Origin of the sequence: uncultured Oceanicoccus sp. (assembly GCF_963968385.1) — a bacterium.
Lineage (GTDB): Bacteria > Pseudomonadota > Gammaproteobacteria > Pseudomonadales > Dasaniaceae > Oceanicoccus.
The window spans coordinates 1-23,670 of the sequence record NZ_CAXAHB010000021.1 but is presented as its reverse complement, the minus strand read 5'-3'; the positions used below and the strand labels follow the sequence as shown (position 1 = coordinate 23,670).

The window sequence follows — 23,670 nt, the reverse complement described above, 5'->3', positions numbered from 1 at the left end:
TCTACCGCACGAAGTGCAATCACATATTCATAGCGGCGCGCATCCCCCACGACACCCACTGATTTTACTGGCAGAAACACAGCAAAGGATTGGCTGGTTTTATGGTACCAATCGGCGTTATGCAATTCCTCCAGAAAGATAGCGTCGGCTTCTCGCAAGATTTCGGCATAGTCTTTTTTTACTTCACCTAGAATGCGTACGCCCAAGCCCGGGCCGGGAAATGGATGCCGGTAAACCATATCGTATGGCAAGCCTAACTCTAAACCGATTTTCCGCACCTCGTCTTTAAATAATTCGCGCAGCGGTTCGACTAATTCAAACTGCATATCTTCTGGCAGACCACCGACATTGTGGTGGGATTTAATCACATGAGCCTTGCCGGTTTTAGCGGCGGCGGACTCAATAACATCGGGATAGATAGTACCTTGAGCCAACCATTTAACATTATGGATTTTTGAAGCTTCGGCATCAAAGATATCGATAAAGGTATTACCGATAATTTTACGTTTTTGCTCCGGGTCTGATACGCCGGCCAGCTTGCCAAGAAATTCATCTTCAGCATTGGCGCGGATTACCTTTACGCCCATATTTTTAGCGAACATCTCCATCACTTGGTCGCCCTCGTTTTTACGTAGCAAACCATTATCGACAAAAACACAGGTAAGCTGGTCACCAATGGCACGATGCAATAAAGCCGCCACCACTGAGGAATCCACACCGCCGGATAAGCCTAATAACACTTTATCTGTGCCTACGGTTTTTTTAACGGTCGCAATGGCGTCCTCAACGATATGGGCTGGCGTCCACAGCGCATCACAATCGCAGAGCTGTAATATAAAGTGTTCGAAAATCTGTTGACCTTGTAAGGTGTGAGTCACCTCGGGATGAAACTGAATACCGTAAAAGTTTTTTTCAGCATGATACATACCGGCAATCGGGCAGGAGTCTGTTGAAGCCATTAGCTCAAACCCTGCCGGCATTGAGCCGACCTTATCACCATGACTCATCCATACATCGAGCAACGCTGAACCGTCTGTATCCATATGGTCTTTGATATCTTGAAATAACGCTGACTGACCATGCACTTTAATTTGCGCATAGCCGAACTCACGCAAATCGGATGTTTCAACACTGCCGCCCAACTGTTCTGCCATGGTCTGCATGCCATAACAGATACCCAAAACAGGAATACCTAATTCAAATACGATTTGTGGCGCCCGAGGGGACTCACCCTCAGTGACGGACTCTGGTCCACCGGCAAGAATAATCCCTTTGGGATTGAAGGCTTTTATGTCTTCAGCATCCATATCGAAGGCACGAATTTCTGAAAAAACACCAATCTCACGTACACGGCGGGCAATAAGCTGGGTGTACTGGGAACCGAAATCTAAAATTAGAATTCGCTGAGCATGAATATCAACTGACATGGCGGGTTCTCAAATAATCAATCTATTAGGCGCGTGGGTAATTGGGCGCTTCTTTAGTAATGCTGACATCGTGGACATGGCTTTCATTCATTCCCGCTGAGGTCACTTTGACAAACTGCGGCTGGGTGCGCATGGTGTTCATATCAATACTGCCGGTATAGCCCATCGCCGAACGCAAACCGCCCAGCATCTGATGAATAATAGCCGCCAATGGGCCTTTGTAAGGCACACGACCTTCAATACCTTCAGGCACCAGTTTTTCAACGCCGGCATCCGCACTTTGGAAGTAACGATCACTAGAGCCTTGCGTCTGCGCCATGGCGCCCAAGGAACCCATACCACGGTAAGACTTGTAAGTCCGCCCCTGATATAGCTCTACTTCGCCCGGCGCTTCTTCAGTACCGGCAAACATACTGCCCATCATAATAGCGCTGGCACCTGCGACTACTGCCTTGGAAATATCACCGGAAAAACGAATACCACCGTCGGCAATCAGAGGAATATCAGTATCTTTTAGTGCAGCAGCGACGTTAGCAATGGCGGAAATTTGCGGCACACCAATCCCTGTCACTATTCGGGTGGTGCAAATTGAACCGGGGCCGATACCAACTTTAACCGCATCGGCGCCTGCCTCTACTAGCGCCAAAGCCGCTTCAGCCGTGGCGATATTGCCACCGATCACTTGAATATCGGGATAGGTCTGTTTAATCAAGCGCACACGCTCAATCACATTTTTAGAATGGCCATGAGCGGTATCAACCACTAGCACATCTACGCCGGCTTCAATTAAGGCCGCAACACGATCATCGGTATCAGCGCTGGTACCTACAGAAGCGCCCACCAGTAGCTGACCTGATGAGTCTTTACAGGCATTGGGGTAGGTTTGGGCCTTGTTGATATCTTTTACGGTGATCATGCCGCACAGGTCAAAGTTATCGTTGACGACCAGCACTTTTTCAATGCGGTTTTTATGCAGTAGTTCTTTGACTGATTCCAGATCGGCACCTTCTTTTACCGTAACCAGCTCTTCTTTCGGCGTCATAATGGTAGAAACGGCATGGTCCATATGGGTTTCAAACCGCATATCGCGGCTGGTCACTATACCGACCAGATCTGTACCATCTAACACCGGTACACCCGAAATATTGTGCTCTTCACGAATTTCAAACAGACGGACAATAGGCTCTGATGCCTGAATGGTAATCGGGTCTTTGACGACGCCACTTTCATGCTTTTTAACCGCGCGAACCTGATAGGCCTGCTGCTCAATCGTCATGCTTTTATGGATAATCCCAATGCCCCCTTCTTGGGCAATGGCCACAGCCAAACGGGACTCCGTTACAGTATCCATGGCGGCCGATACTAGCGGGATATTGAGTTGAATAGCGCGGGTTAGTTGGGTTTTGAGCGAGACGTCCTTTGCGGTTATTTCAGAATAACCAGGCAGGAGTAGTACGTCGTCAAATGTAAGGGCTTCTTCGGCAATTCGCAGCATATGATTTTCCTGTTAAAAACAACCAGTAAGAAGACGCTATGGTTGTGTAGCCTGTGGGACCCAAGTCCTGTAAAACCATCGCTTGAGGATAAGGCTCTGCAGGACTTAAAACCGTCCATTTTAAGCTATTGTTTTTATTCCGTAAATCAATAACTACGATTAAACCACCAACAATCGACCAATCAGGGAGATTTTGTTCTATCCAAAGCGACTTTGGCCTACACTACGGCCCCATGTCACAAAATACGCATTCAAAACGCGACACGTTAACTGTCAGCCAGCTTAACCGTCAGGCCAAGCGGTTGCTTGAGGGCAACTTCCCCTCGGTATGGGTTGAGGGGGAAATTTCCAATTTGTCGCAGCCATCATCCGGTCATTGGTATTTCTCGCTAAAAGATAACCATGCCCAGATACGCTGTGCAATGTTCCGTAGCAGCAATGCCAGACTTCGCTTTCAGGTGAAAGCTGGGCAGCAGGTGATGGCCAGAGCCAGATTAAGTCTTTACGAGCCTCGCGGTGATTATCAACTGATTGTTGAGCATATGGAGCCCGCCGGTGATGGCGCTTTGGCCAGAGCCTTTGAGGAGCTGAAAAACAAACTCAAAGCAGAAGGCTTATTCGATAGCGATACCAAGCAGGCGCTTCCGGATCACCCCAAAAGCATCGCCGTGGTGACATCCCCTACCGGTGCCGCTATTAGGGATATTCTGACGGTGCTTGCCCGACGATTCCCCAGTATTAAAGTCACAATTTTTCCCACCGCTGTTCAGGGCCAGAACGCTGGCCAGGAAATAGCCAGAGCCATTAATACAGCCAACCGTCTTCACCAAGCTGATAAGCGCCATTTTGACTTGATCCTTGCCGGTCGCGGCGGCGGCTCAATGGAGGATCTGTGGGCGTTTAATGAGGAAGTGGTTGCCCGCGCTATTGACCAGAGTGATTTGCCCGTGATCAGCGCCGTTGGCCATGAAGTGGACTTTACCATTGCGGATTTTGTTGCTGATGTTCGCGCCCCCACCCCCTCAGCCGCCGCGGAGATGATCAGCCCTGATGGCGAGGAGATGATGGTCAGCTTTATCGGCTTTGAGCAATTGCTGGCCCGACAGATGTCACTAACGCTGGCAACTCATAGACAACAGCTAGCCTTTCTACAATCACGGTTACGCCATCCTGGTAGTCGTTTGCAGGAACATAATCAACGACTGGATGAGCTGGAAATACGGTTGATTAACAGCTGCAAGAATCAGCTGCAAAAGCAGCAATTGAGCTTACTGGTGTTAGGCTCAAGACTACAGCAGCAAACGCCTGACCACACGATTAAGCAACTTAAACTGGCTTCGGCTAGCCTATATCAAAGACTGGAAAAACAAGTTCAGCGTTTACTGGCGCAGCAGCAACAACGGCTTAATAATGCGATGCAATTGCTCGATGCGGTCAGTCCCCTAGCCACACTTGAGCGTGGTTATGCGATTGTTACTGATGATAACGATCAGGTGATTACCAATGCCAAAACACTGGCAAAGGGACAAACAATCAAGACCCGCTTTGCTAAAGGCACCGTTAAAAGTCGCGTTAGTTAATGCATCTTCTCTGTTTTTATCCATTGGAGAAAGGATAAAAACGATCGCCATTGATAATTCTAGGTTTATTATTGACATGCAAAAAAAATCCCCGCTAGGCAGGGATTTTTTTATCATTGGCGTGCTTAGTAATTTTCCGGCAACTTACCATTAAGGATAATATTTCTGTCCTCAAAGCTAATATACTCACCAATCGTTAGATCTTTAAGAATACGCGCCACCATCTCGCGGGAGGCCCCTACCCGATCAGCGATATCCTGCTGGGTCAGTTTCTCGGGGATAATCGCCGAACCGTCTTCGCGCTGATCCGACAAAGTGGTTAAGACATTGGTCACGCGACCATAGACATCCTGCAAAGCCAATGCTTTAACATCTTTAGTCAGCTTGCGAACACGACGTGTTAGGTTGCGAATTAAGGTCCTAGCAATATTGGGATGCTGCTCCAATACCTTATTAAAATCTTCTTTATAGATGATACAGAAACTGGATTTCTCCATGGTTCGAACTGACGCAGAGCGCTTATCATCATCCAATAGCGCCAGCTCGCCAAAATAATCTTCAGCGGTCAAGGTATTCATAATAAATTCCTTGCCATTCTTGTCGCTGCAGTAAACCTTGACTCGGCCCGACTCAATAATATACAGCGAATCGGCATGATCATTTTCATTAATGATAACCGTATTTTTGGGGTAGCTACGGATCACCGTGCTTGCGGAGAGCGCTTCCAACTCCTGCTGTGAAAGCCCATCAAAAATTTCTACTTTATCGAGTATCATAATGTTTTGGTCATCTCTGTAATTATGGTCAGGCGTCGAATTTGCCCACTAAACAACTTACTACCCCACCAACGAGACAATCTGCTTGCAGGGGAACCGTCAACAGCGGCATTTGAACCCATCTATGCGCAGTTTGGCTTGAAATATAGCACAGCAATGGTAATTTTCCAGTTGACAACCCAACAATTTCCTTATCCCTGATATATACTAAAGTCACACCAATAACAAAGAACTGCAATGGAAAACCCAAACGCCATTCTCGAAGCTCACCAGTGGATACCGCTGTCGCGCCAACTCGTCACAGAGATTCACGGGTTGGAAAATCTTTGCCAAGAACAATGGCCGGATCTGGCGAGTGATTTTGAGAAATTACAAGCCGCTAGCCATAAATTGGACGACTTTACTCTGGCAGTGCTAGCGGGCGAAGTGGTCAGTTATAGCAAGATCTGGCATGACCTTAGAAATCTGATCGGCACCATTATGGGATATTGCGAACTGATGGAAGAAGAGCTGGAAACCAACCGCCTTCATCTCCACCAACCCCTATTGCAATTACGCGAACTCTGCGAGCAACTGTTAGCCAAAGATGAAGATATAGCTGATGTCAGCACGGCTCAATATCTTTCTACCAACAAAACCATCGGCACCATACTGATCGTTGACGATCAGATTGAAAGCCGCGAGATTCTTCGTCGCTACTTAAAACAAGGCCAACATCATGTATTAGAAGCAGATGGCGGCCAACAGATGTTTGAAGTGTTAGCTGAGAATGATGTCGATCTGATTCTGTTGGATTTAATACTGCCTGAAATGGACGGCGACGAACTACTACAACAACTTAAGTCTGATGAAAATCTCAGAGCTATTCCGGTGATTGTGGTGTCTGGCAATAAAGACACCGAGCGAGTTATTTTATGTATCGAGGCCGGCGCTGAGGATTATCTGTTTAAACCTTTTAACCATGTCCTGCTACAGGCCAGAATCAGTGCCGGTGTTGAACGCAAGCGCTGGCATGATAAAGAACAACTCTATCGCGATGAATTGGAGCGTAACCAGCGTTTTATCCGTGGCGTGTTCGGTCGCTATCTATCAGAAGAAATCGTCTCATCATTACTGGAAGACCCAGATGGGCTTGACCTTGGCGGTGTGCAACGCAAAGTCAGCGTTTTAATGGCCGATATTCGCGGCTTTACCACCATCTGCGAACAACTGCCCCCGCAGCGCGTGGTGAGATTGCTGAACAACTATCTGGGCACCATGAGTGAAGTTATCATGAAGTATAACGGCACCATTGATGAGTTTATTGGCGACGCCATTCTCGCCATCTTTGGAGCGCCAATTACTCGTGAAGACGATAGTGACCGCGCGATTCGTTGCGCTCTCGATATGCAGGCGGCCATGAGTGAGATTAACGAACGCAATAGAAGCGAAGATTTACCGGAAATCTCGATGGGCATCTGTATTAATACCGGTCCGGTAGTTGCCGGCAATATCGGCTCGGAGAAACGCGCAAAATATGGTGTGGTTGGTCATACTGTCAACCAAACTGCCCGAATTGAAGGACATTGTGAAGCGGGCAGTATCTTGTTGTCTGAAGCCACTGTAAACGATTGCAAGACCATGCTTTCTCTTGGTGAAAAGCGCTCTATTAAGGCCAAAGGTATTTTAAAAGCCATTAATATTTTAGAATTAAAAGGCATCGCGTCAGACGTCAGTATCGCTAAAGAAGCCGTCAAGGAATAGCCAAGGAATAGTCATGACCACCATCCTATTAGTTGAAGATAACGAAATGAACCGCGATATGTTATCGCGGCGCCTCAAGCGAAAAAATTACACCGTCACCACGGCCGATAATGGCGGTGCCGCCGTTGAAAAAGCCATCAAAGACCAGCCCGATTTAATCCTGATGGATATGGAGTTGCCGGTAAAAGATGGCTGGACCGCCAGCCGTGAAATAAAGCAACAACAGCACACTCCCATTATTGCCCTAACCGCTCACGCCCTATCGGGCGCAAAAGAAAAAGCAATGACTGCAGGCTGTGATGATTACGCGACTAAACCTATCGACTTCCCTGCACTCATCGCCATGATTGAAAAACATCTGGCTAACTAGCAAACATAAACTATGAGCTTACGCGAACGACTAACATTCTCCATTGTTATTATATTGATTTTATTTTCAATCAATGTGGGCACAGATTCATGGAGCAATAACGCTCGCAATGCTAGCCTAATCCAATTGCGCCAAGCAGTAACCGGCCAGTTACAAGCCTTTGCTCTTAAACAAAAAATCGATGATCTACATAAAGCGATCTTACTACTTAGCTCATTGCGCACCACACTGAATGAAACATTAACCCCTGAGGAAACTGCGCAGGCCCTTGATGAAACCATCGCATTGCAAGCCGAGATGGAACGGCTTGAGTCCACCATACAGAATCGCAGCTCAAGCCCATATACGATTTTAAAAAGCAGTTTTCTTGAATTGATACCATTATGGCAGGATTTCTATCGTAGCTATAACGATGACAATTATGATCACTATGAAGATAGCGACTACCGAGAATTAGTGTTTAAACAGGTGATTAACGACCTAGAACAGTTAGAAAAAAAACAAACCTATGCTATCGATCAGTATTCAGTTGAAATTGAAGAGATAGAATCCCTAACCAACAATATTACCTTCACCGTTTTCTTTTTCTCGGTCATCCTTATTATTGGCCTCGGCTTTTTCCTTATTCGCTATACCGGCAATGCCTTTAAACAACTCAAAAAAGGCACCATTATTATTGGCAGTGGCAACCTCGACTATCGTATTCCGTTAAAAAATCGCGACGAAGTTGGCCAAGTCGCCGAGGCCTTTAATGCCATGTCGGAAAAACTGCAACATGCCATTGCCGAGGTTCAGCGAACCAAAGAAAAGGCTGACCAGGCCAACCGAGCTAAAAGTAGCTTCCTCGCCAATATGAGCCATGAGTTGCGAACACCGCTCAATGCCATTATCGGTTATAGCGAAATGATGCTCGAAGATATCGAACTCCAAGATATCAGCATTGAAGATCAAAATAAGGATCTACAAAAAATCCTTACCGCCGGTCGCCATTTACTGAATCAAATCAATGATGTGCTGGATTTTTCAAAAATAGAAACCGGCAAAATGACGGTTTATAACGAAGAATTTGATAGCATAGCGATTTTAAAAGAAGTTATCTCCACGATTACCCCTCTCGCTCAAAAGGGCAACAATAGCCTGTCCTTTGAAAACAGCGACAAGTTGCCATTACTGAATAACGATATCACCAAATTTCGACAAATATTTTTTAATCTGCTCAGCAATGCCTGCAAATTTACCCAAAACGGCCATATCGACCTAAATGCTGAATACGACATCAGCACAAATCCAGCCGTTATGCGATTTAGTGTTGCCGATAATGGGATTGGCATGACTGAAGACCAGGCAAAAATCGTGTTTGACGCTTTTACTCAGGCAGATTCATCCACCACCCGAAGATTTGGCGGCACCGGTCTAGGCCTGGCTTTATGTAAACAATATTGTGATTTAATGGGCGCAACTATCAATGTAGTCAGCTCCATCCAAACAGGCACCAAATTTACTATCGAATTTCCCGTCAGCGCCTTAGTCAAAAATACCATCAAACAACCAACCGAGACCCACCTACCGCAAAAACCTGCCCACAAAAGTACCATATTGGTTATTGATGATGACCCCACCGCGCTAGCATTGACGGAAAGATTTCTGGATAAAGGTAACTTTAATATTATTTTATCGAATAGTGGTAAAGAAGGTATTCAACTCGCTGAACAGAAACAACCGGATGTCATTTTACTGGACTTAATGATGCCGGATATTAATGGCTGGACAGTATTATCAGTACTCAAAGAAAATATCCATACACAAAACATTCCCGTCATCTTACTCTCTATGCTCGACAAACAAATTTCAGGGTTGGAGAGCGCTATAGATTACCTTCAAAAACCGGTGGACTGGGAGAGGCTATCCGAAACTTTAGAACAACTTATTCCTGAAACACAGCACGGCAAACTTTTGCTGGTCGATAAAAAGTCTGCTGAGCGGGATGTACTGGTTAATACCCTTAATAAAAACGGCTGGCAGGTTAATACTAGCGAAACCAGTGAAAAATCCCAATCTATACTTGAACAGCAAACAATTAACGCACTACTGCTATCCGAGAATATCTTCCAACAAGATGATCAGCCAGCACTCAATATATGGCTAGAGAATATCAAACCCCTTATCAGAGAAAACACACCGATCATCGTTATGGGCAATAGCGAGCCTGCACCTGAAGAGCAGATAGATGATGTTATTTATGTGTTGCGACAGGGCTTTAATACCAACGATATAATCGCCAGTCTCAAGCTTCAAAATAAGGATAAGACGGCATAGACACTTTATGATCGGCATTGTCTACATACCACACAGATATACCACGACAAATACTAGTGCGTCTTTAAACCTGCGGACGCATATGCGGGAATAACAAGACATCACGTATCGATGGCGAATCCGTAAATAACATCACCAAGCGGTCAATTCCAATACCCTCACCCGCTGTTGGCGGCAAACCATATTCTAGCGCGGCTATATAATCAGCATCAAAATGCATGGCCTCATCATCACCGGCATCCTTCTCAACCACCTGAGCTTGAAAACGCTCGGCCTGATCTTCCGCATCATTAAGCTCTGAGAAACCATTGGCAATTTCGCGACCGCCGACAAAAAACTCAAAACGGTCGGTAACGAAAGGATCATCATCACAACGGCGTGCCAGTGGCGACACTTCTGTCGGATATTGAGTAATAAAGGTAGGTTGGTCGAGACGATGTTCTACCGTCTTTTCAAAAATTTCAATTTGAACCTTACCCAAGCCATAACTATCTTTTAGTGGGATATGTAGCTCTTGCGCCACTTTGCGAGCGCTTTCCAAATTATTGATATGTTCCGGCTTTACATCGGGGTTAAAGTGCAGAATGGAATCAAACACGGACAAACGCTGGAACGGCTTGGACAAGTCGTATTCCTGACTGCTCAGTATTTCACCATGATCATCCTTGGTGGTATTAACCAAGGTTGTCGTACCTAAAACATTCTCCGCCATTTTGCGCAGCATATCTTCGGTTAAATCCATCAAGTCATTATAGTCGGCATAAGACTGATAGAACTCCAACATAGTAAATTCAGGATTATGACGAGTCGATAAACCTTCGTTACGGAAATTACGGTTGATTTCATAGACACGTTCAAAACCACCGACCACCAAACGCTTTAAATAGAGCTCTGGCGCAATACGCAAATACATATCCATATCCAGTGAATTATGGTGCGTTATAAAAGGTCTAGCTGTAGCGCCACCCGGGATAACCTGCATCATTGGAGTTTCGACCTCCATAAAATTAGCACCATCGAGATAATTGCGGATAAAGCTAATCATCTTGGAGCGAATCTGGAAAACACTACGCGAATCTTCACTAACAATTAAGTCGATATAGCGTTGACGGTAACGCATTTCCTGATCTTGCAGACCGTGAAATTTATCCGGCAGTGGCCGCAACGATTTGGTTAATAGCTCAACCGTTTCCATATAAACATAAAGGTCGCCTTTACCCGATTTATGCACCGGACCTTCACAACCAATAATATCGCCAATATCCCAGGTTTTAATTTCTGGCAGCTGTGCTTCAGGCAGTTTCTTTTTATCAATATAAGCCTGAATTCGACCGCTCATATCCTGTAACACTAAAAACGGACCGCGTTTGGCCATAATACGACCGGCAACAGATGCGCGGCGATCTAATTGCTCTAGCGTTGCTTTATCCTTTTCACCCAACTCAAGCTGTAAGTCCTGTGCATAAGCATTGCGACGAAAGTTATTGGGAAAGGCATTACGCTGCTTGCGAATGACCTCCAACTTTGAACGGCGCTCGGCAATCAGTTTATTCTCGTCTGTAGCGTTATTGTCTTCTGACATATTATTAACTCGGTTAAGTCGTTAAACATTCTTTAAAGCCCCATTTTTAATGAAGCTTCCATAAATTGATCCAAATCACCATCCAATACATTATTGCAGTTACTGGTCTGCACATTGGTACGTAAATCTTTAATGCGTTGATCATCCAACACATAGGAGCGTATTTGACTACCCCAGCCGATATCCGCCTTAGTATCTTCCAAGGCCTGCGATGCTTCGTTGCGCTTGAGCATTTCCATTTCATACAGTTTAGCCTTTAACTGTTTCATTGCCGCATCACGGTTTTTATGTTGCGAACGCTGACTTTGGCATTGCACCACAATACCGCTGGGCTCATGGGTGATGCGCACGGCAGAGTCAGTTTTATTAACATGCTGACCACCGGCACCGCTGGCTCGATAAGTATCAGTGCGCAAATCCGCTGGATTAATGTCTATATCAATATTATCGTCGACTTCAGGGGATACGAACACCGAACAAAAAGAGGTATGACGGCGACTGCCGGAATCAAAAGGAGATTTTCTGACCAAACGATGTACGCCGGTCTCGGTGCGCAACCAACCAAAGGCATACTCGCCGGTAAATTGGATAGTTGCCGACTTAATACCCGCCACATCGCCGTCAGAAGCTTCCATTAGCTCGGTTTTAAAGCCCTTGGATTCACCCCAGCGCAAAAACATTCGGCAAACCATTTCTGCCCAATCCTGTGCCTCGGTACCACCGGAGCCTGATTGGATTTCAAGGAAGGCATTATTGGCATCCATTTCACCGGAGAACATCCGCCGAAACTCCAGCTTGGCCAAATGCTCACCCAAGGCTACAATTTCAGACTCGACCTCGGCAAAGGTTTCTTCGTCCTCTTCCTCAACCGCCATCTCTAACAATTCTGATAAATCGCTTAAACCGGTGGTCATGGTATCAATAGTGTTTACCACCGCTTCCAGCGAGGAGCGCTGACGACCCAGCTCCTGAGCTCGTTCAGGCTGCTCCCAAACGCTAGGCTCGCCTAGCTCAAGCTCAACTTCAGCCAATTGCTCTTTTTTAGCATTATAGTCAAAGGTACCCCCTAAGGACTTCAGTCCTATCAGTCAGGTCTTTGATACTTTGCTTGATCGCGCCTACTTCTATCATAGCTATGCTGGTGTCTGAGCTGGTTGGGGAAGCGCGGCATTTTACCGTAACTGCGGGGTTAGGTAAATCAGTGACTAGGCCACATGACAGGCTATGGCCGTTGAAATGGGGTTTGCATCCAATCCAATAGATTACTGAAAGGTATAAGCCGGCAACAAGGCCTTAAAATCAGCTGGATTATCCAGCGACTCACCACTCAACTTGGCTTGGTTAGCAAACTGACCCACCGTATAAATCGTTAAACGTCGATTATTCTCAATCAGATCCTCAACAAAGAACTGCTGCCACTGTTGATAGGTTAACGATTGCACAGCATCGATTAACTGCTGTCGAAAATCAAATTGGTGGTAATTCTGGCCAATATCCGACCAATAACGCTGCGTTTGCTGGTCAAGATTTTGTGGCTGCTCAGCTAACTTTGATAACACCGCATTGCGCTGCTGATTAAAATCCTGCTCGGTAATATCTGTCAGCGCTTCAAAACGCTGGCGGATAAATTGGTTAATTTCCTGCTCCAGTTTTTCAGGGCCAGCGACCGGCGACTGCACAAGAAAATACAAGCCCGGCACATCCATCAAAGGGTAAGCACCTGAGAACACGATATAACCCAGCTGTTTTTCGGTTCTTAAACTACTGTAAAAATCTGCCCGCAGCATTTGCGCGGTCACGCCCATAGCCGCCCGACGAAGCTTATCGGTGTCTTTAGCCTGAATATAAAGCATTAAGGATGCATCACTGTATTGACTTGCTAGCTGATGGGAGAATGCTTTTTGCGGCAACTTAGTGATTTCAATAGCGGCTGGTGATGCCGATGCAACCAATAAGGCGTCTTTAACACTAGCCGCATAATGCTCGGCTTGTTGTTGTGAGTAATTACCGTAAACCAGCATATCAATCTGGCCGGCTGACAATAGTTTTTTCCGGTAATTTTTTAGCTGCTCCAATGTCACATTTTGATAGGCAACCAGCTGCTCTTGATCGGACCAACTATTTTTATCAAGCAGACCGGGCAGCTGACCCATTATCAAATGATAAGGCTGTTGCTTATCCATATTCTCCAATTGACGAATATGCTCAAGCTTAATATTTTCAAAGCGTGCTACGTCAAAGGCAGGTGAAGACAGCTCGGTAAGAATTTTTTCCAGCAACAGAGCCTGCTTATCGGTAAAACCACTAATTTTTACTGAGAAACCCCGCCCGTGGGCATTTAATCCATAGTATAAACCGGCCAAATCTGCCGCATATGACATTTCATTTAACGCATCCTTGATCATGGCTACCAGCAATTGCAATTGCACCTTATGTTCAACCGAATCGCTGGCCACCGGCGAGCGCACACTAAAAAACAAACTACCGCGAGGAGAGATAAACCTACCCCCCTGTTTAAACCATAAACGCAGGCCATCTTTATCGCTTAGCAGAGATGGCGCATCTTGAGCCGGCGTTGACTTTAAGATTGATAGATCATCGGCAATAAACAGGTTTTTTTCTGGCAGTGTAATTTGCTTATTGATACCGGCATTAATCCAGGTATTTAATACCTGTTGATCCGGTTTGCTAACACGATAATCCGCATGATAAAAATACGTTTGTTGATCGGTTTTAACGTCAGGTGCCGTTAAGGTCACGATACTATTTTGAGGCGTTAAAAAGCTCAAATAGCGCTCAATCAAATCTGGATCGTATGTGGTCATTAATGAACCGGCACGCAATAGATCCCGCGCTGGGTAGTCATGCATTGCCGATGATAAAACGCTAACATAATCTATAGCCGGTGATTTTTGCTGAAAACGGAATTGCTGTTCGGCAATAGCCTTTTGCTCGGCAAATAACCACGCCTTATCCGCTGACGCTTTTATTCGATTAATGGTCTGAAAAACGGCGGTCACAATCTTATCAGAGGCTTTAACACCGGACTCGGTTAATTGAATGGTAATATTAAATGTAGCCCCACCCTGATAACGTAAACCCGAGCCAGCACCTAAACCTTCAACCCAACCTTGTGACTTTAAATACGACAACAAACTTCCCTTGCCTTCATGGCCCAGGATATTACCCAAAAAGCTCATCGGTTTTTGCTGGTAGTACTGAGTATCATCAGGGGTTGGAAAAGCGATAGATAACATGCGCAGAGATTTTTCGGGCTTAATCGCTACCGTGATGGGTAGACTACCCTCAGTCATCAAAGGCTGCTTGATCTTAGCGATTTGCTTATGATTATTTTTTACCGCCGAGAATTTGCTGGTAGCCATGGCTTCAAGATCATCTAAAGACTCACGACCTATCAACACCAGCGACATGATATTGGCAGAATAATTTTCAGCATAGAAAGCCAGCAACTGATCTCTCAAACTGCCATTGGCAGCTTTATCACCTTCTGTAGACAGTGTTTCAAGATTACCCACGGCCAGCTTGGCAAAGGGATGCTGGGGATTGATAATCTGCTTAAACACATCCGCCGATTTACGACGTTCATCTTTGATTTTGGCTTTGTATTCAGAATGAACGGCGTGTTTTTCACGCTCAACATAGGCTTTGGAAAATAATGGCGCCACAAAAAATTGCGAAAAACGATCCAGTGCCGGCTCAAAACTATCGGGATCAATATCAAAGAAATAATTAGTATGCTCAAACGAAGTATAGGCATTATGGCTACCACCATGACGACTGATAAACGCCTGATAGTCTCCCGCTTCGGGGTATTTTTCGGTACCGAGAAATAACATATGTTCGAGAAAATGCGCCAAACCTTGATAATCCTCAGGATCCTGTCTACTCCCCACATGCACGTCTAACGATGCCGCCGAGCGTTCGGTGTTACTATCTGATATCAATAATATATTGAGTTGATTGGCTAAGGTCAGGTAACGGTACTCGCGGTTATCATTCACACTTTTGATGACTGTCTGTGGATTATTAGCAGGCAAAAAGCTGCTACAAGCCGTCACCATCAAGAGCAGCCCAATCAAAATAACTGACGACTGAAAACACTTATTTATACCGTTTATCATTAAGAGACATCCCTGATAGATGAAATAACGTTTGATCACTCTGCTACACTGGCTCGCCGAGCAGTAGGCCAGGCATTAATGACGGCCTTGATTAAAGTCGCCAATGGGATAGCAAAGAAAACGCCCCACAACCCCCAAAAGCCGCCAAATACAACGATGGCTAAAATAATCGCTACCGGATGTAAATTAACCGCTTCGGAAAATAACCATGGCACCAGCACGTTACCGTCCAAGGCCTGAATAACCACATAGACAACCATTAGGCTAAAAAATTCAGACCCCCAACCCCACTGGAAAAAACCAATCATCGCAATGGGTATGGTGATAACAGCGGCACCAATAAATGGAATCACGACTGACAAACCTACCAGCACCGCCATTAATGCCGCATAATTTAAACCCAGAAAAATAAACGCCAGATAACTCACCAAACCCACGATCACAATTTCGATCGCTTTACCGCGAACATAATTGGCTACCTGATCATTCATCTCATGCCATATTTTTGTCAGCATGGGGCGCTCTTTCGGCAAGAAACTAGCTATCCAATCAAGCAATAGCTGACGGTCCTTCAGGAAAAAGAACACCAAAATAGGCACCAAAACAATAAAAATTAATATACCAACCACATTGGGAATACTGGAGATGGAAAAAGACAGAACCGACTGCCCCACTTTAGCAGTCTCTGAACGAGCGAGCACAATCCACTCTTGAATTTGCTGCTCGGTAAAGATAGATGGGTATTTTTCAAGCAGAACAAACATCAGTTGTTGCCACTGCGATAGCATACCCGGCAACTCATTAAACAGATTGACCATTTGATTCCAAGCCAGCGGCAAAATAATCAACAAAGCCGTTAAAAAGGTACCCACAAAGACAACAAAAGCAATCGACACAGCGACCCAATGAGGTACATTACGAGCCGTTAATTGACCAATTAAGCCTTGCATCATAAACGCAAGAATCAGGCTGGTGATCGCAGGCGCTAGCATATTACCCATAGTAATCAGAATGATCAGACTGGTGGCGATCAACAGCAACAGAATAATCGATTCTTCTTCCACAAAAATTTGATCTAACCAGCGTCTAAAGATCTTTATCATAGGAATCCCGAAAGCCTTTTACGGTTAATTTTTTTCCAACCAATAATAGTAGATACCATCAATTTCCTGCCGCTTTAATAACTTATGACCACTATGATTGGCAAACACCTGAAAATCACGCCAAGAGCCCTGATCGGTGGCGGTTACCTGTAACCGTTCACCACAAGCCATTGAATTAAGGGCTTGCTTGGCTTTTAATAGTGGCAACGGACAAGCTAAACCACAGGTATCCAATTGACGAATGGACGCTGTCATATAACGAGTAATCAACAGTTGTTAAAGAACTCCAGTATAGCCGGATGAGGGTATAGACCCAAGTACTTGCCCGCTTTAAGGCCATTAGAAGAATTTTTAGGCCTAACATGTAGCCAATAGCGCAATTGCTCACCCATCTCTAAAGTGCGACTATTAGATAAGACCCGACTAGATAAGACCCGACTGACCTAGACTTTGAGGCCACGCCAACCGACGTGAAAAACTTTCAACTCCGCTTATTGTTGCTTCTGGCCGCCTTACTAGCCAACACAGCAAACGCTCAGGTAAAAGACCCGATTGATCTTCCTGAACTGGGCGACGCCTCCTCTGCCCTATTCTCTCTGGAAAAGGAATATCAGCTTGGTCGCGCCTGGCTACGAGCCTTTCGCAGCCGAGTCGATATTGTTTCTGATCCACTGCTGCAAGATTATGTCGAGGAACTAACCTATCGATTGGCCACCCATAGCGAATTAAAAGATCGGCGACTTGATATTATTATTGTTAACAACCGCACGATCAACGCCTTTGCCGTACCCGGCGGGGTTCTGGGTATCCATAACGGACTATTATTACAAGCAGAAACCGAAGCACAATTTGCCTCGGTGATGTCGCATGAATTGGCGCACCTTAGCCAGCGCCACTTTGCTCGCAATGTAGAAGCTCAAAAACGCAATGCCATCCCGACCATGGCAGGCCTGTTGGCAGGCTTTATTCTTGCCGCCACCGATGGTGGCTCCAGCGGTATGGCGGCTATCGCGGCCACTCAGGCCGCTAACCTACAAAGCCAACTGCGCTATAGCCGCCTTCACGAGCAGGAAGCTGATCGTGAAGGCATGCAAACCATGGTGCGAGCCGATATGGACCCCAACGCTGCTGTAGGCATGTTTGAAGTCATGCAACAAGCCTCGCGTTATGATGGCAATCGACCACCGGAATTTTTATTAACACACCCGGTTACGGAAAGCCGTATCAGCGATGCTCGCAATCGCTCTCGCCAGTATCCGCGCAAAATGTATACCGATAATCCTCATTTTCAGTTAATGCGCACCAAGGTGGCATTAAGCTTTATTGAAAATAGCAAAGAGGCGGTAAAATATTTTCGCGCCAAACAAACAAGCCCGGGGCGCTACCCCGATGCGGATCAATATGGTCTGGTGCTGGCGCTAACTGCCAACAGTGAATTTAATGAGGCACAGCAACGACTCAATCAATTAATAACCGCTGCACCCAATGAAATCAGTTATCTGTTGGCACAAGCGGAGTTGGATATGGCCTCGGGCAAATGGCTAGAAGCCATCACACGATTAGAGAACGCCCTTGCTTTAACCCCTGACAGCCACCCCATCACTATGACATTAGCCAGAAGCTATCTATTGGCTAACCAGCCACATAAGGCTGAAGCTCTGTTGGAACATCATACACAGGTAAAACCCAACGAACCCTCAGTATGGTATTTACTAGCGGAAACACATGGCCTAGCTGGCAATATTGTGGGCGTACATCGCGCCAGAGCAGAGTATTTTGTATTGAAAGGTGTTCTGGATAAGGCGGCAAAACAGCTCAATTATGCGCTGCCACTGGTAAAAAACGATGATTTAACCACGGTTAAAATCGAACAAAGAATTATGCAGATTAGGCGTATGAAAACGCAGATGAAAAATCTTTAAGGGCTGTCTTTGCCATCTTGCGACAATCACTAATGGCTACTGATTCGCTGAAAAATCTAACATCCGCGTTAAGGGTTTCATTGCCTGCTCACCCAAGCTTTTATCAACAAAGACCTCGCCAACGCCTGCCTCTAATGCTTGTGCTAAATTATCCAGCGCATTCATCGCCATCCACGGACAACTTGCACAACTGCGACAAGTCGCACCACTGCCTGCGGTTGGTGCCACGATAAATTCTTTGTTGGGAACCTGTTGTTGTAATTTATAAAAAATACCTTGATCCGTAGCCACAATAAACTGTTTATTGGACATGGTTTCAGCGGCATTAATAATTTGCGAAGTAGAACCCACATAGTCCGCCATATTAACCACGGGCTCGGGGGATTCAGGATGTACCAGAATAGCCGCTTCAGGATAGATTGCCTTTAGGTCTTGCAAGCCTTTGGCTTTAAATTCTTCATGCACAATACAGGCACCATCCCACATCAACACATCAGCACCGGTTTCACGCTGCACATAGCTACCCAAGTGTTTATCCGGTGCCCAGAGGATTTTTTCGCCCTGCCTATCTAAATGTTCAACCACCTTTAAAGCAATACTGGAAGTCACTACCCAATCGGCTCTAGCCTTAACCGCAGCGGAAGTATTGGCATAAACCACAACGGTACGATCAGGATGCTGGTCACAAAAATCTGAAAACTCATCGGCGGGACAGCCGATATCCAAAGAACAAGTGGCCTCTAAGGTGGGCATTAAAACACGCTTTTCCGGCGAAAGAATTTTGGCGGTTTCGCCCATAAACTTGACCCCGGCAACGACCAGCGTTGAAGCGGGGTTATCACGGCCAAAGCGGGCCATTTCCAAAGAATCCGACACACAACCACCGGTTGCCTCAGCCAACTCTTGAATAACCGGGTCGGTGTAATAATGCGCGACTAATACCGCCTTTTCACGCACCAGCAAATCTTTGATGCGTTGCTTCAAATCAGCCTGCTGATCATCGCTCAAAGGGCGGGGCTGATCTAAATGGTCTAAATGATCACGAACCAATTGCTGATCCGCAGCATTGTGAGACATAACAGCTTCTGACATGTAAATTTTTAACCTCTTGCCTGAATTAAGGCAACATAGAATAGCAACGGCGGGATTTTAACAGAAAAAATAGCTAAATATAAAAGCACTGCCTGTAAGTTAAAGATTTTTCACCAATGGAGCGCTACAATAGGCACCGCCTGAATAATTGATGATAAAAATCTGGAGTAAAAATAATGTCAACAGACCCACATAGCTTTGACCAAGCTAAATTGGCGAACTATCTGGAGCAGCAAATCGAAGGCTTTAAAGGCCCACTGACCGCCGAAAAATTTCCCAACGGCCAATCCAACCCGACCTTTGCCATCACCGCTGCAAGCGGCCGCTATGTCCTGCGCCGCAAGCCACCTGGGGAGCTATTAAAATCGGCCCATGCCGTTGATCGGGAATTCCGCGTTATTCAGGCACTGGCCAACTCCGACGTCCCCGTAGCCAAGGTCTATCACCTCTGCGAAGACGATAGCATTATTGGCAGTATGTTTTATCTGATGGAATACGTAGAAGCTAGCGTTTACTGGGACGCTACCCTGCCGGCAATGAATAACCAGCAGCGCAACAAAATTTATGATGACATGAATCGTGTTTTAGCCGCCATGCACTCAGTTGACGTCGACCAAGTTGGTCTCAGTGATTACGGCAAACCGGGTAATTATTTTGACCGTCAACTGGATCGCTGGAGCAGACAGTACCGCGCCTCCGAAACCGAAACCATCGAAGCTATGGAACAACTGATGACATGGCTGGAAGTTAACAAGCCGAAAGATGATGGCCGCGTCAGCCTGGTCCATGGTGATTTTCGTTTGGACAATATGATGTTTGACCCTGCCACACAGCAGGTTAAAGCGTTGGTCGACTGGGAACTGTCGACACTGGGCCATCCGTTTGCGGATTTGGCCTATCAGTGTATGCAGTTACGTTTACCCGCAAACGGTAAACTGGCAGGCCTAGCCGGTATTGATCGCGCAGCCTTAGGTATCCCCTCTGAAGAGGAATATGTCGCCCTCTATTGCCAACGAATGGGTATTGAAAAAATCGATAACTGGAATTTCTATCTGGCTTTTAGCTTTTTCCGTTTTGCCGCCATTTTACAGGGTGTTAAAAAACGTGCGCTTGACGGCAATGCCTCAAGCAAAAAAGCACTAGAGATGGGGGCTACGGTAAAACCTCTGGCAGAAGCGGCCACTGAATTAATCACTTAAAACATACCGTTGCCGTAATGACAGGCTCACTATTAAATAGACGTTTTAGCGTCGCCCCGATGATGGACTGGAGCGACCGTCACTGCCGAATGTTTTGGCGGCAGCTGACGGGTAGCGCCCTACTCTATACCGAGATGGTCACCACCGGTGCCCTTATCCATGCCGGTGCTGATCGTTTTCTTCGCTACCATGAGGATGAACACCCCATTGCCCTGCAACTAGGTGGCAGCAACCCGGCCGATTTAGCGACCTGTACCAAACTGGCCGAACAGTGGCGCTACGATGAAGTGAACCTGAACTGCGGTTGCCCCTCTGACCGGGTGCAAAACGGCCTGTTTGGTGCCTGCCTGATGGCACAGCCGCAACGGGTAGCTGACTGCATTAAGGCAATGCAGGATGCAAGCTCGTTACCCGTAACCGTTAAGCACCGTATCGGTATAGATGATATGGAAGGCTATGAGCAACTGCTGGCATTTATACAACCCATAATGGACACCGGATGCACTACCTTTATTGTCCACGCCCGCAAAGCCTGGCTGAAGGGATTAAGCCCCAAGCAGAATCGCGAAATTCCGCCTCTCGATTACGCCATGGTTTATCGACTAAAACAGGATTTCCCCCAGCTGGAAATTATTATTAACGGCGGCATTACCGATCTCGAGCAAAGCCTTGAGCATCTCAACCATGTGGATGGGGTTATGTTGGGCAGAGCCGCCTACCATAACCCCTACCTTCTGGCTGAAGTCGACCAGCGTATTTACCAACAACCTGCAATAAACAAAACTCGCGATCAAGTGTTACTGGACTTTTTACCCTATGTCGAGGAACAATTGACCGCTGGTGTACCGCTTAACCATCTCTCCCGTCATCTTCTGGGTTTATTTCAGGGCGTTGCGGGAGCCAAACTCTTTCGCCGGCATATTAGTCAGCAAGCCCATATCAAGGGGGCCGGTATTGAGGTTATCCATCAGGCCAGAGCATTAATGCTAGAGGCACAACAGCGCAACGACGCCTACGCTGCAAGCCAGCAACCATCATAAATAGAGCAACCGTCATGAGTAATAAGCTAGATCAATTAAAAAGCATCACCGATGTAGTAGCCGATACCGGCGATATTGAAGCCATTGAACGCTTTAAGCCAATGGATGCGACCACCAACCCCTCGCTATTATTAAAGGCGGCGCAATTGCCACGCTACGCCAAGCTGGTTACTGCATCCAAAGCTTGGGCACAGCAACAAGGGGGCAGTGAAAAAGAACAGCTGGCTAATTGCAGCGATAAACTAGCAGTAGCGATTGGCTGTGAAATTTTAAATATCATTCCGGGGAAAATATCGACAGAAGTAGATGCACGCCTATCCTTTGATACTGCCGCCACTATTGAAAAAGCCCGCAAACTGATCGGGCTATATGGTGCGGCCGGTATTGAACCCAACCGTGTGCTGATTAAAATTGCTGCCACCTGGGAAGGTATCAAAGCGGCTGAAGTTTTGGAGCAAGAAGGCATTAACTGCAACCTGACGCTGTTATTTGGTTTTGCTCAGGCGGCGGCTTGCGCAGACGCCGGTGTCTTTTTGATTTCACCTTTTGTAGGGCGTATTTTAGATTGGTACAAAGCCAATACCGGCCAGAAAGATTACCGCGCAACCGAAGACCCCGGTGTTTTGTCCGTTAGCCGTATTTATAATTTTTATAAACAACAGGGTTACCAAACAGTGGTGATGGGCGCAAGCTTTAGAAACCTTGGCGAAATTGAACAATTGGCGGGCTGTGACCGTTTAACCATTAGTCCGGCACTATTGGAACAACTGGCCAATGACAACGGTGTACTTGAACGCCAATTAGATGCCGACAACACGGGTACCGCCATTGCCAAACCCGATAATACCGAGCAAGCTTTTCGCTGGGCGATGAATGAAGATGCCATGGCCACTGAAAAACTGGCCGAGGGTATCCGCAACTTCACCATTGACCAAATCAAGCTTGAACAACTACTCAAAGACCGGAGCTGATCCGTGCTAGACGCTATTAAATCATTTTTTACCACTGAACTCGCCACCGACAATAATGAAAATGAGCACTGTAAAATTCAATTAGCCGCCGCAGCACTGTTGATTGAATTAAGCCGGGCTGATTTTCAGCGAGCTCCGCAAGAACAGCAAGCTATTGAAACAGCCCTGCAGAAATCGTTTAAACTGAGCGATGAGCAACTTGCCAAATTGATCGATTTGGCCGAGCAGGAAAACCGGGATGCAACATCCTTGTATCAATTTACCAACCTAATCAAGGATGAATACTCGCTGGAACAACGTTTCCAATTAGTAAAAATGTTATGGCAGGTAGCCATGGCCGATGGTGAATTGAGCAAATATGAAGATCACTTGATTCGAAAAATCGCCGAGTTGATTTACTTACCCCACAGTCAATTTATTCAGGCCAAGCTCGACGTTATTGGCCGCTAAACCAGCGATTGGTCTAGGATGCTGCTTCGAGAGTATCTACCAGAGCAGAGAAAGCTTCACGGTTGGCGTCGTTTAGCTCCATCAACACACGGTGCGCTTCTATCACCTTGCTACGACAGCGGGCCTCGTCCGTCGATTTTAGTGGCAGCTCGCCCAGATTATCACAGGGCTGACCTAAATCCTGATGAATATCAAACACCTGATTAAACCCCATACTGTCCAATAAACGGGTTATATCAGCGTTTGGCGAAAGAATAATTGGGACTAACTGATAATGACGTTTTGCCTGCACGGCTAATTTAGCGAGTAGACCCAAAGAAGTGCTATCAAGACCTTCAGCCTCTGACACATCGACCACCACACCTTCGATAACAGCGCTGGAAAACATGTGATCGAAATAATCGTCGATGGTGGTACACAGTGTCAGGCGTACATCACCCACCAACTTAATCACGAAAGTAC

The 23,670-nt window shown here is 46.2% G+C and carries 19 protein-coding genes; 9 read left to right on the top strand and 10 right to left on the bottom strand.

The window, feature by feature from the left end; all coding sequences use genetic code 11:
• Both guaA and guaB read right to left on the bottom strand, forming a co-directional pair.
• Positions 1-1,427: glutamine-hydrolyzing GMP synthase (gene guaA, locus AACP44_RS03800; protein ID WP_339339147.1), on the bottom strand; the 1,427-nt coding region annotated here is incomplete at its 3' end.
• A gap of 25 nt (positions 1,428-1,452) precedes the next feature.
• Positions 1,453-2,922: an IMP dehydrogenase gene (gene guaB, locus AACP44_RS03795; protein WP_339339146.1), complete on the bottom strand. Its 1,470-nt coding sequence runs from the start codon at positions 2,920-2,922 to the stop codon at positions 1,453-1,455.
• A 233-nt stretch (positions 2,923-3,155) separates the two neighbouring features.
• Between guaB and xseA the strand changes: the two genes are divergently transcribed.
• Positions 3,156-4,502 (top strand): exodeoxyribonuclease VII large subunit, encoded by a 1,347-nt coding sequence (xseA, locus tag AACP44_RS03790; protein WP_339339145.1) that lies wholly within the window; start codon positions 3,156-3,158, stop codon positions 4,500-4,502.
• A gap of 125 nt (positions 4,503-4,627) precedes the next feature.
• Here the strand turns inward: xseA and AACP44_RS03785 are convergent, their stop codons facing one another.
• Positions 4,628-5,275, bottom strand: coding sequence for a Crp/Fnr family transcriptional regulator (locus tag AACP44_RS03785; RefSeq protein WP_339339148.1), 648 nt, complete (start codon positions 5,273-5,275; stop codon positions 4,628-4,630).
• Between the two features lie 240 nt (positions 5,276-5,515).
• On the opposite strand from AACP44_RS03785, the gene AACP44_RS03780 reads away from it, so the two are divergent.
• Genes AACP44_RS03780 through AACP44_RS03770 form a run of 3 tightly spaced genes read left to right on the top strand, consistent with a single transcriptional unit; the run spans position 5,516 to position 9,707 of the window.
• Positions 5,516-7,021, top strand: a complete 1,506-nt coding sequence (locus AACP44_RS03780; protein WP_339339144.1) for an adenylate/guanylate cyclase domain-containing protein — start codon at positions 5,516-5,518, stop codon at positions 7,019-7,021.
• 13 nt (positions 7,022-7,034) lie between these two features.
• Positions 7,035-7,391 (top strand): response regulator, encoded by a 357-nt coding sequence (locus AACP44_RS03775; RefSeq protein ID WP_339339143.1) that lies wholly within the window; start codon positions 7,035-7,037, stop codon positions 7,389-7,391.
• A gap of 12 nt (positions 7,392-7,403) precedes the next feature.
• On the top strand, positions 7,404-9,707 hold the full coding sequence (locus AACP44_RS03770; protein WP_339339142.1) for an ATP-binding protein: 2,304 nt from the start codon (positions 7,404-7,406) through the stop codon (positions 9,705-9,707).
• A 64-nt stretch (positions 9,708-9,771) separates the two neighbouring features.
• On the opposite strand, the gene lysS is transcribed toward AACP44_RS03770, so the two are convergent.
• The 5 genes from lysS to AACP44_RS03745 all read right to left on the bottom strand — a co-directional run bounded on the left by lysS (position 9,772) and on the right by AACP44_RS03745 (position 16,789).
• Positions 9,772-11,289, bottom strand: coding sequence for a lysine--tRNA ligase (lysS, locus tag AACP44_RS03765; protein ID WP_339339141.1), 1,518 nt, complete (start codon positions 11,287-11,289; stop codon positions 9,772-9,774).
• A 32-nt stretch (positions 11,290-11,321) separates the two neighbouring features.
• Positions 11,322-12,420 (bottom strand): peptide chain release factor 2 gene (gene prfB / locus AACP44_RS03760; RefSeq protein WP_339339140.1). Its coding sequence is split into 2 segments (ribosomal slippage): positions 11,322-12,344 and positions 12,346-12,420, totalling 1,098 coding nucleotides; the frame shifts between segments, so codons are not numbered across the junction.
• 131 nt (positions 12,421-12,551) lie between these two features.
• Positions 12,552-15,311, bottom strand: a complete 2,760-nt coding sequence (locus AACP44_RS03755; RefSeq protein ID WP_339339139.1) for an insulinase family protein — start codon at positions 15,309-15,311, stop codon at positions 12,552-12,554.
• Positions 15,312-15,466: 155 nt separating this feature from the next.
• A complete protein-coding gene (locus tag AACP44_RS03750; protein ID WP_339339138.1) occupies positions 15,467-16,534 on the bottom strand; it encodes an AI-2E family transporter in 1,068 nt (355 codons plus the stop codon).
• A gap of 24 nt (positions 16,535-16,558) precedes the next feature.
• The gene (locus tag AACP44_RS03745) at positions 16,559-16,789 is read right to left on the bottom strand and encodes a sulfurtransferase TusA family protein (RefSeq protein ID WP_339339137.1); all 231 of its coding nucleotides are present in this window, start codon (positions 16,787-16,789) and stop codon (positions 16,559-16,561) included.
• Between the two features lie 215 nt (positions 16,790-17,004).
• Here AACP44_RS03745 and AACP44_RS03740 point away from each other — a divergent pair, with 215 nt between their 5' ends.
• Positions 17,005-18,456 (top strand): M48 family metalloprotease, encoded by a 1,452-nt coding sequence (locus tag AACP44_RS03740; protein ID WP_339339136.1) that lies wholly within the window; start codon positions 17,005-17,007, stop codon positions 18,454-18,456.
• A 36-nt stretch (positions 18,457-18,492) separates the two neighbouring features.
• On the opposite strand, the gene nadA is transcribed toward AACP44_RS03740, so the two are convergent.
• The gene (gene nadA / locus AACP44_RS03735) at positions 18,493-19,548 is read right to left on the bottom strand and encodes a quinolinate synthase NadA (protein WP_339339135.1); all 1,056 of its coding nucleotides are present in this window, start codon (positions 19,546-19,548) and stop codon (positions 18,493-18,495) included.
• Positions 19,549-19,724: 176 nt separating this feature from the next.
• Here nadA and AACP44_RS03730 point away from each other — a divergent pair, with 176 nt between their 5' ends.
• The 4 genes from AACP44_RS03730 to AACP44_RS03715 are packed head-to-tail and all read left to right on the top strand — an operon-like array spanning position 19,725 to position 23,208.
• Positions 19,725-20,747 carry a phosphotransferase gene (locus AACP44_RS03730; RefSeq protein ID WP_339339134.1) on the top strand — a complete coding sequence of 341 codons (1,023 nt, stop codon included), beginning with the start codon at positions 19,725-19,727 and terminating at the stop codon, positions 20,745-20,747.
• A gap of 17 nt (positions 20,748-20,764) precedes the next feature.
• Complete coding sequence (gene dusA, locus AACP44_RS03725; protein WP_339339133.1) at positions 20,765-21,787, top strand: tRNA dihydrouridine(20/20a) synthase DusA; 1,023 nt, start codon at positions 20,765-20,767, stop codon at positions 21,785-21,787.
• 14 nt (positions 21,788-21,801) lie between these two features.
• Positions 21,802-22,758 carry a transaldolase gene (gene tal / locus AACP44_RS03720; protein WP_339339132.1) on the top strand — a complete coding sequence of 319 codons (957 nt, stop codon included), beginning with the start codon at positions 21,802-21,804 and terminating at the stop codon, positions 22,756-22,758.
• Positions 22,759-22,761: 3 nt separating this feature from the next.
• Entirely contained in the window at positions 22,762-23,208 is a 447-nt protein-coding gene (locus tag AACP44_RS03715) for a TerB family tellurite resistance protein (RefSeq protein WP_339339131.1), read from the top strand.
• Between the two features lie 13 nt (positions 23,209-23,221).
• On the opposite strand, the gene AACP44_RS03710 is transcribed toward AACP44_RS03715, so the two are convergent.
• The coding region (locus AACP44_RS03710; RefSeq protein WP_339339130.1) for an STAS domain-containing protein at positions 23,222-23,670 on the bottom strand (449 nt) is incomplete at its 5' end.